Annotated in this window: 6 protein-coding genes and 1 pseudogene; 1 reads left to right on the forward strand and 6 read right to left on the reverse strand. The window is 72.5% G+C overall.

Annotation, left to right across the window (positions count from 1 at the left end):
• Positions 1–254, forward strand: a pseudogene (locus ABZV31_RS32840) (2-oxoglutarate dehydrogenase, E2 component, dihydrolipoamide succinyltransferase); the annotation flags it as partial.
• Between the two features lie 22 nt (positions 255–276).
• Here the strand turns inward: ABZV31_RS32840 and ABZV31_RS32845 are convergent.
• The 6 genes from ABZV31_RS32845 to ABZV31_RS32870 form a co-directional block, all read right to left on the reverse strand.
• Positions 277–1,272 carry an ABC transporter ATP-binding protein gene (locus tag ABZV31_RS32845; protein ID WP_355900516.1) on the reverse strand — a complete coding sequence of 332 codons (996 nt, stop codon included), beginning with the start codon at positions 1,270–1,272 and terminating at the stop codon, positions 277–279.
• The gene (locus ABZV31_RS32850) at positions 1,269–2,267 is read right to left on the reverse strand and encodes an ABC transporter ATP-binding protein (protein ID WP_355900517.1); all 999 of its coding nucleotides are present in this window, start codon (positions 2,265–2,267) and stop codon (positions 1,269–1,271) included. The genes ABZV31_RS32845 and ABZV31_RS32850 overlap by 4 nt, the downstream gene beginning before the upstream one ends.
• On the reverse strand, positions 2,264–3,178 hold the full coding sequence (locus ABZV31_RS32855; RefSeq protein WP_355900518.1) for an ABC transporter permease: 915 nt from the start codon (positions 3,176–3,178) through the stop codon (positions 2,264–2,266). The genes ABZV31_RS32850 and ABZV31_RS32855 overlap by 4 nt, the downstream gene beginning before the upstream one ends.
• Positions 3,175–4,248 carry an ABC transporter permease gene (locus ABZV31_RS32860; protein ID WP_355900519.1) on the reverse strand — a complete coding sequence of 358 codons (1,074 nt, stop codon included), beginning with the start codon at positions 4,246–4,248 and terminating at the stop codon, positions 3,175–3,177. Before ABZV31_RS32860 ends, ABZV31_RS32855 begins: the two co-directional genes overlap by 4 nt.
• A gap of 41 nt (positions 4,249–4,289) precedes the next feature.
• Positions 4,290–6,200, reverse strand: a complete 1,911-nt coding sequence (locus tag ABZV31_RS32865; protein WP_355900520.1) for an ABC transporter substrate-binding protein — start codon at positions 6,198–6,200, stop codon at positions 4,290–4,292.
• Between the two features lie 335 nt (positions 6,201–6,535).
• On the reverse strand, positions 6,536–9,016 hold a 2,481-nt coding region (locus tag ABZV31_RS32870), incomplete at its 5' end, for an AAA family ATPase (protein WP_355900521.1).

A 9,016-nucleotide genomic window follows, 5' to 3' on the forward strand; every position in this document is an offset into this window, starting at 1 on the left:
CGTTGACGCCGCCCGCGCCCGTCGACGCCGCCCGCGCCCGTCGACGCCGCCCGCGCCCGTCGACGCCGCCCGCGCCCGTCGACGCCGCCCGTCGCCCGTCGACGCCGCCCGCGCCCGTCGACGCCGCCCGTCGCCCGTCGACGCCGCCCGCGCCCGTCGACCGCGCCCGCGGCCGGCCGACCGTGCCCGCGGCCGGCCGACCGTGCCCGTCGACCGCCGCCCGCGCCTGCCGCCCGCCGACCGCGGGTCAGTGACCGGCTGCCTCGCTGCGGTCGCTCACTGCGCCTGCGTGGCCTCCGTGCATGCCCGGGCCCAGTGGCACGCCACCTGGGTCTCGCCGCCTCCGCCGAGAACCTCCAGCTCCACCCCGCGGCACGCATCCGCCACACCCGCCCGTTCCGCCTCACCGCTCGCCAGGATCTGGCAGCGGGCGTGGAAGCGGCAGCCGGAAGGGATGCGGGAGGGGTCCGGGGGCTCGCCGGTGAGGACCACCGGGTCGCCGGGGGCCTCGGGCAGGACGGACAGCAGGGCCTGGGTGTACGGGTGCCGGGGTGCCGTCAGGATCTGTTCCACCTCGCCGGTCTCCACGATCCGGCCGAGATACATCACCGCGACCCGGTCGGCGATGTTCCAGGCCAGGCCCAGGTCATGGGTCACCACCAGCGCGGACAGGCCGAGTTCGGAGCGCAGCCGCAGCAGCAGGGCGAGGATCTCGCCGCGCACCGAGGCGTCGAGGGAGGCGACCGGCTCGTCGGCGACGACGAGTTCCGGTTCGAGGACCAGCGCGCCCGCGATGACGACGCGCTGGCGCTGGCCGCCGGAGAGCTCGTGCGGGTAGCGCAGGAAGAACCGCTCGGGCGGCCGGAGTCCGGCCCGGGCGAGGGCGTCGGCGACCGCCGACCGTTCGTCACCGCCGTACCCGTGGATGCGCAGCCCCTCGGCCACCGCGTCGTACACCGTGTGCCTCGGGTTGAGCGAGCCGCTCGGGTCCTGGAGCACCAGCTGGACCCGCTTGCGGTACGCCTTCAGCGCGCGGGAGGAGTAGTCGAGCGGCTTGCCGTCGAAGGTGACGCGGCCTGCGGTCGGCGGGACGAGGCCGAGCAGGGTGCGGGCCAGCGTCGTCTTGCCGCAGCCCGACTCGCCGACCAGCGCCACGATCTCGCCGGGCCGGATGTCGAGGTCCACGCCGTCCACCGCGCGGGCGGGCGCGCCGTGCCGGCCGGGGAAGGTGACGTGCAGGCCCTCGACGCTCAGCAGCGGTGGGGTGGTCATCGGGTGCTGCTCCTCACTTCGTCCTCCGCTGCCGTCGCCTCGGCCCCGGACGCCACGTGCACGCAGGCCGCCCGCCGCCCCGCCCCCGCCGGACGCAGGGCCTGGTCCTGCCCGGCGCAGATGTCCAGCGCGACCCGACAGCGGGGGTGGAACGCGCAGCCGGACGGCAGCGCGGCCGGGTCCGGCGGATCGCCCGGCAGCCCGCTCGGCGCGAACCGCGAGGCCGGGTCACCGATCCGCGGGAAGGCCTCCGACAGGGCCCTCCCATAGGGGTGCCGGGCGTCCTCGTAGACCTGCCGGGCGGGCCCCTCCTCCACCACCCGGCCCGCGTACATCACCGCGAGCCGGTCGCAGGTGTCGGCCAGGACGGCGAGGTCGTGGCTGATCATGATCAGGCCCAGGTCCTGCTCTCTCACGAGCCGTTCGATCAGGCGCAGGATCTGGGCCTGGATCATCACGTCGAGGGCCGTGGTCGGCTCGTCGGCGATGATCAGGCGCGGGTCGCAGGCCAGCGCCATGGCGATCATCACGCGCTGCCGCTGACCGCCGGACAGCTCGTGCGGGTACGCGCTCGCGCGCGCCGCCGGCAGCCCCACGTGCTCCAGCAGCTCTCCGGTCTTCTTCTTCGCGCCCGCCGGGGTCGCCTTGCGGTGCAGCAGGATCGGCTCGGCGATCTGGTCGCCGACGCGGTGCACGGGGTTGAGGGAGTGCATCGCGCCCTGGAAGACGATGGAGGCCCCGGCCCAGCGCACCGCGCGCACCCGGCCCCACTTCATCGCCAGCACGTCCTCGCCGTCGAGCAGGATCTCCCCGCCGATCCGGGTCCCGGACGGCAGCAGCCGCAGCAGGGCCAGTGCCAGCGTGGACTTGCCGCAGCCGGACTCGCCCGCGATGCCGAGCTTCTCGCCCGCGGCGAGACAGAGGTCGACCCCGCGCACCGCGGCCGCCCCGCCGGGGTACGTCACTTCGAGGTTCCTGACGTCGAGCAGGCTCAACGGGACACCCCCAGCCTGGGGTTGAGGACGGACTCGACCGCGCGCCCGCACAGCGTGAACGCGAGCGCCACGACCGCGATGGCGATGCCCGGCGGCACGAGGTACCACCAGTCGCCCGAACTGACCGCTCCGGCCTCCCGCGCGTCCTGCAGCAGCCCGCCCCAGGAGACGACGGTGGGGTCGCCGAGCCCGAGGAACGCGAGCGTCGCCTCGGCGAGGATCGCGGAGGAGATGATCAGGGTCGTCTGGGCGAGCACCAGCGGCATGACGTTGGGCAGCACATGGCGCGACATGATGTGCCAGTGGCCGCCGCCCAGCGCCTTCGCGCGTTCGATGTACGGCCGTGACTCCACCGCCAGCGTCTGCGCCCGCACCAGACGGGCAGTCGTAGGCCAGGTCGTGACCCCGATCGCCAGGATGATCGTGCCCAGCGAGCGGGACATCACGGTGGCGAGCGCGATGGCGAGCACCAGCGTCGGCATCACCAGGAACCAGTCGGTGATCCGCATCATCACGGTGGCGTACCAGCCGCGGAAGTGCCCGGCGGTGATGCCGATGAGCGCGCCGATCGCCACCGACAGCACGGCCGCGAGCAGCCCGACGAGCAGTGAGACCCGCGAGCCCCAGATCACCAGGCCGAGCAGATTGCGCCCGAACTGGTCGGTGCCCAGCGGGAAGTGCCCGCTCGGGCTTTCCAGGGGCTTTCCGGGTGCATCGGTCACACTCTGCACATCCGACCCGACGGTCAGCGGCGCGGTCAGCGCGACCAGCGCGAACAGGACGAGAGCGGCGAGCCCGAACAAGCCCGCGCGATGGGTGCGGTACTGCCGCCAGAAGCGGGCGACGGAGGCGCGGCGGCGCTGCCGGGCGAGGGTGCGGGGGCCGGGGGTCGTGGCGGTTTCGGCGGTCATCGGCCCACCCTCGGGTCGAGCAGCGGATAGAGCAGGTCGGCGAGGGTGTTCATCACGATCACTGCCGAGGCGAACACGAAGAACAGCCCCTGCACGAGCGGCAGATCGGGCACGCTCAGCGCCTGGTAGAACAGCCCGCCCAGGCCAGGCCAGGAGAAGACGGTCTCCACGAGGATGACGCCCGCGACGGTCCGGCCGAGGTTGACGAAGACCAGCGTCACGGTCGGCAGCAGCGCGTTCGGCACTGCGTGCCGGCGCCGCACGAGGTCGTCCCTGAGTCCCTTGGCACGTGCGGTCGTCAGATAGTCGCTGCCCATCTCGTCCAGCAGCGCCGACCGGGTGACCAGCAGAGTCTGCCCGTACTCCACCGCGACCAGCGTCACCACCGGCAGGACGAGGTGGTGGGCGACGTCGACGACGTACGCGAAGCCCTCCTTGCCGCCCGACTCCATGCCACCGGTGGGGAACAGGCCCGGGACCGGGCCGACGCCGACCGACAGCACGATGATCAGCAGCAGCCCCAGCCAGAACGACGGGATCGAGTAGAGGGTCAGTGCCAGACCGGTGTGGAGGCGGTCGCCGGGCCCGCCGTGCCGCCAGGCGGTGCGCGTGCCGAGGAGGATGCCGAGGGCGGTGTAGAGGATGAAGGCCGTGCCGGTGAGCAGCAGGGTGTTCGGCAGCGCCTCTGTGATCTTGTCGATGACGGGAGCCCGGAACTGGTACGACGTCCCGAGGTCCCCGGTCAACGCCTTGCCGCAGTAGTCCGTGAACTGCCGCCACAGCGGCAGGTCGAGGCCGAACTCCCGCCGGTAGGCGGCGATCTGCCGGGCCGAGACCGGGCGGCCGCCGGTCATGAACTTCACCGGGTCGCCCGGGATCAGCCGGAAGAGGAAGAAACTGGTGACGAGGACGGCGAGCAGCGAGACGGCCGCCCCGGCCAGCTTGCCCGCCACGTACCGCAGATACGCGGTGGTGGTGCGCGCCCGTGGCCCGCGGCCCGCCGCCGACCCGGACGTCGCAGGGTCGGCGCCGGGCCCCTCGACCAGCGCGGGTGTCGCTTCAGCGGTCATGAACACTCACTCGGTCGGTAACCGGTCGGGCCATGGATGGTCTATTCACGGTCTTCGGCCGTGGCCCGGCGGCGCATCGCGAAGAACATCGTGAGGCCGACGAGGACGACGACGCCCGCGACGATCCCGATGATGACGCCAGTGGGCGTGGAACCGTCGGAGGAGTCACCGGAGTTCGCCGGAACGGCGGACCACCAGCTCCAGTAGCCGTCCTGGCCGTAGATGTTGCCCGCCTTCGCCGGCATGGTGGTGATCGACTTGATCTGGTCCGTGCGGTAGGCCTCGACCGCGTTCGGATAGGCCATGACGTTCATGTACCCGAGGTCGTACAGCCGCGACTCCAGCTGCTTGACGATGTCCGCCCGTTTGGCGGGGTCGTACTCGGCGAGCTGCCGGGCGTACAGCTCGTCGTACGTCTTGTCGCAGATGAAGTTGTCGGTGGCGGCGGTGTCCTTGGGGGTCGCCGGGAGCGCCGCGCAGGTGTGGATGGAGAGCACGAAGTCGGGGTCGGGGTTGACCGACCATCCGTCGAAGGCGAGGTCGTAGGTACCAGCGAGCCACGGATCGGTCACATTGTCCAGGCAGTTGAGCGTGACGCCGATACCGAGCTTGCCCCACCACTCCTGCAGGTACTTGCCGACCGCCTTGTCGTTCGGGTCGGTGGCGTGGCACAGCACGCGGTAGTTCAGCGGCTTGCCGTTCTTGCCGACGCGCTTTCCGTCGGCGTTCTTCTTGTAGCCCGCCTCGTCGAGGAGCCGGGCCGCCTCGGTGGGGTTGTAGGCGAGCTGCTGGCTCGCCGACGGCTTGAAGAAGTACGTCGAGAAGCGCGGCGGGATGTAGCCCTGGCCCTCGACGGCGTGGCCCTGGAAGACCTTGTCGATGATGGTCTTGCGGTCGACCGCCATGAACAGCGCGTGCCGCACCCGCTCGTCCAGCAGGGACGGGTCGCCGTCGCCGAACTTCTGCCCGTTCTTCGCGCGGGCGCCCGGGTTGGTGGCGAGGGCGTAGAAGCGGCGGCCCGGGGCGTCATTGACGTGGATGTTCTTCTCGCCCTTCAGGGACGCCGCCTGAGCGGGCGTCAGGGAGGGCGAGCCCGCGACGAAGGAGACCTCGCCCTTGCGCAGGGCGGCCACCGCGGCGTCCTGGTCCTTGTAGTACCGGAAGACCAGCTCGTCGAACTTCGGTGCCCCGCGCCAGAAGCTCTTGTTGGCCTTCAGCCGCACATAGCTGTCGGCCTTGTAGTCGGTGAGGACGAACGGACCGTTCCCCACGATCGGGAAGCTCTTGTCATTGTTGAACTTCGAGAAGTCCTTGACCTTCTCCCAGACGTGCTTGGGCACGATCGGCACGTCGAGCGCGGTCATCGTGGCCTGCGGCTTCTTCAGCCGGATCACCAGCTGGGTGGGGCTGGGCGCGGTGACCTTCCGGAAGTTGGTGACGAAGCTGCCGTTGGCGGTGGCGGCGGCCTCGTCGGTCATCATCTTGTTGAACGTCCAGGCCGCGTCCTCGGCGGTGGCCTGCTGTCCGTCCGACCACTTGGAGTTCGAGCGGATCGTGTACGTCCAGGTCAGCTTGTCCGGCGACGACTCCCACTTGGTGGCCAGGCCCGGGATGACGTGGGCGTCCTTGGGGTCGTAGTTGGTCAGGTACTCGTACATCAGCCGGTGGATGCTCGTACTGAGCAGCCGGGACGCCAGGAACGGGCTGAGCGAGTCGACGCTCTGCGCGACCGCGACGGTGAGAACCTTCTTGTCCTGCTTGCTCTCCTTGGCCTCTTTGACCCCCTTGGCCTCCTTGCCGTCCGCCGCCTGGGCCGGCTGCGCGGTCGGCGCCAGCGGGGTCGCGAGCCCAGCCGTGAGGACGAGGGCGGCGGCGCCCGCGGCGGCGAGGAGCCGAGTCCTGCGGAGGCCGGGGCCTGTACAGCCTCTGCCGTGCTGATCGTGTGTGTTCATGGCTCGGTGACCTCGCGTCATGGCACGCACGGGACGCTTTGCGTCTCGCGCGGGGCGGGCTTGAACGGGCTTGATCGGGTGGCGCCGGCGGGATTGATGTGTGTGTCTATCAGCGGCAGTCTGCGCGCGTCAACGGGGCGTCAAACCCCATGTGGCCTGCGGAAATAACGAGTTGACCTCGATGTCACTCCCATTGGTCGAGACCACTGACGCCGTCCTGGTGAGGGAGTGGCGGTGGATTTCCGCCGGTTCTGGGTGCGAACGCGCGAAGGCCCGCGCCGGGTGGGAACGGCACGGGCCTTCACGGCGGCGCGGCCCTGGCAGGGCCGCCCGGTTCACTGCTGGGGTGGGGGCGGAGGCGGGGTCTGGCCCTGCGGAGGCTGGCCCTGCGGAGGCTGGGGCTGGCCGGGGTAGGGCTGCTGGCCGGGCTGGGCACCCGCCACCGGGGGCTGGGCCGGGTACGGCTGGCCCGGAACGGGCTGACCGGGCTGCTGCGGGTAGGGCTGCGGCTGCGGATGCGGCTGGTAGGGCTGCCCCGGGTGCTGCGGGGGCGCGAACTGACCCGGGACGGGCTGACCGGGCTGACCGGGCTGACCGGGCTGGCCCGGCAGGGGCTGCGCCGGCTGGCCCGGCTGACCCGGATAGGGCTGACCCGGCAGCCCCGGGACCGACTGCCCGGGCAGCGGCTGGCCCGGCATCGGTGGGGCCGCGACCGGCGGCGGGTTGCCGTCGGACGTCCACAACCCGTGCGACTGCTGGTGCCGGACGAAGTCCTCGGCAACCATCGCCGCGAGGTTGAAGTACGCCTCGCGCACCTTCGGCCGCATCATGTCGAGGTCGACCTCGGCGCCGGCGGCCAGGTGCTCGTCGAAGGGCACGACGACGACGCCCCGGCAGCGCGTCTCGAAGTGGGCGACGATGTCCTCGACCTTGATCATCTTTCCGGTCTCGCGCACCCCCGAGATGACGGTGAGGGACCGCGAGACGAGATCCGCGTACCCGTGCGCCGACAGCCAGTCCAGCGTCGTACTGGCGCTGCTCGCACCGTCCACGGACGGCGTCGAGATGATGATGAGCTGGTCGGCGAGGTCGAGCACACCGCGCATGGCGCTGTAGAGCAGGCCCGTGCCCGAGTCGGTGAGGATGATCGGGTACTGCTTGCCCAGCACGTCGATCGCGCGCCGGTAGTCCTCGTCGTTGAAGGTCGTGGACACGGCCGGGTCGACGTCGTTGGCGATGATCTCCAGACCGGAGGGCGCCTGCGAGGTGAACCGCCGGATGTCCATGTACGAGTTGAGGTACGGGATCGCCTGGACGAGGTCACGGATGGTGGCCCCGGTCTCCCGGCGCACCCGGCGGCCGAGCGTACCGGCGTCCGGGTTGGCGTCGATGGCGAGGATCTTGTCCTGCCGCTCGGTGGCGAGGGTGGAGCCCAGCGCGGTGGTCGTGGTCGTCTTGCCCACGCCGCCCTTGAGGCTGATCACGGCGATCCGGTAGCAGGACAGCACCGGCGTGCGGATCAGCTCCAGCTTGCGCTGCCGCTCCGCCTCCTCCTTCTTGCCGCCGATCCGGAAGCGGGGGCCGGCGGCAGCGGGCCGCCCGCTGCGGGCCTTCTGCCTCTTGTTGTTGAGCAGTCGGTCGGAGGACAGCTCCACGGCCGCGGTGTAACCGAGCGGCGCGGCACCGGGGTTGGTCGGCTGCCGCTGGTCGTGCTGTATGGGCTGCGGCCAGGCGGTACCGGCACGCGGGTCGACGGGCTGCTGCGGAGGCTGCGGCGCGAAACCCTGGGGAGCTGCCTGCGATCCCTGCGGTGATCCTTGCGGTGCTCCTTGCGGCGCGTTCTGCTGCGCAGCCGAGGGGTTCGAGGCGTCGGGCTGCGCCACCCCACCCGGCTGAGCCTGCGGCTGCCCCGGCCCGCTCGGCTGCGGGAAGCCGTAACCGCCCGGCTGGGCAGGCGCGTTGGGGGTACCCGGGGCGCCTGCCGGGCCTGTGGCCTGCGGGAAGCCGTAACCGCCGGGCTGCGCGGCGGGGTTGGGAGTGCCCGGTACACCTGGTGTGCCGGGTGCGCCTCCGGGCTGCGGGAAGCCGTAGCCGCCCTGCGCGTTCGGCGCGGGGGCGGGGGCGGTCGGCTGCGGGAAGCCGTAGCCACCCTCCGCCGGGTTCGGAGCCGCCGGCTGGGGCGCCGCGGGTGCGGCCGCGGCCCCGCTGCCGGGCTGCGGGAAGCCGTAACCGGCCGGAGGCGCCGGGGGAGTGGGCGCGGGGCCCTGCTGCTGTGGGTTGCCCGGCGCGTTCCAGGCGGCGGGCGCGGGCTGCGGTGCCTGCGGGTGGAACGACGGCTGCTGGGGCGGCGCGGGCGGCGGGGCCGGGGCGCCGACCGGCGGCTGCGGCGGTACGGCCGGCTGAGGCGCCGCCGGGTGGACTGCCTGCGGCTGCGGCTGCGGCTGCGGCTGCGGCTGGGACTGGGACTGGGACTGGGGCTGCGCGGGCCACTGTGCCGCGGGCGCCGGGGCGGCGGGCTGGTAGGACGGGGGCAGCGGCGGAACCGCGCTCTGCGGCGCCGGCGGGGGAGTCCAGGCGGGCGGAGCGTCCTGTGCGTCGCCTACGGCGCCGTCGGCGCGGTCGGCACCCTGGGGCACGGCGTCCTGCACGTCGTCGGCGTCCCGCTCCGCTTCCTGCGGGCCGGCGTCCTCCGCCTCGCTGCTGGCGTCGGCAGCCACGGGCACGGCGTCCTGCACGTCGTCGGCGTCCCGCTCCGCTTCCTGCGGGCCGGCGTCCTCCGCCTCGCTGCTGGCGTCGGCAGCCACGGGCACGGCGTA

It is taken from the genome of Streptomyces sp. NPDC005202, assembly GCF_040608235.1.
Taxonomy (GTDB): Bacteria; Actinomycetota; Actinomycetes; order Streptomycetales; family Streptomycetaceae; genus Streptomyces.